Here is a 230-nt window from a genome sequence, read left to right on the forward strand (position 1 = left end):
AGGTTGTCGCCTTCAATGTCAGTAGCGCCTGTTAATAGGTCTGCATCGGTGAAGATAAGCGTTCCATCTTCTTCAACACTGAACTGTTGATCTTGAGGTACTGGCAAATCATTAACTGGGTTAACGGTTAGATCCGCAGAAGCCTGAACGGTGTTAGTACCATCAGAGATATCGAAGCTGATATCGATGTCACCGTTGAAGTTCTCATCTGGCGTGATGGTGAAACTGCC

Annotated in this window: 1 protein-coding gene; it reads right to left on the reverse strand. The window is 46.1% G+C overall.

Annotated features, from left to right (window positions below):
* The coding region (locus AB4482_RS22930; protein WP_372181793.1) for a cadherin-like domain-containing protein at positions 1-230 on the reverse strand (230 nt) is incomplete at both ends.

Origin of the sequence: Vibrio sp. 10N.222.55.C7 (assembly GCF_041473335.1) — a bacterium.
Taxonomy (GTDB): Bacteria; Pseudomonadota; Gammaproteobacteria; order Enterobacterales; family Vibrionaceae; genus Vibrio; species Vibrio crassostreae_C.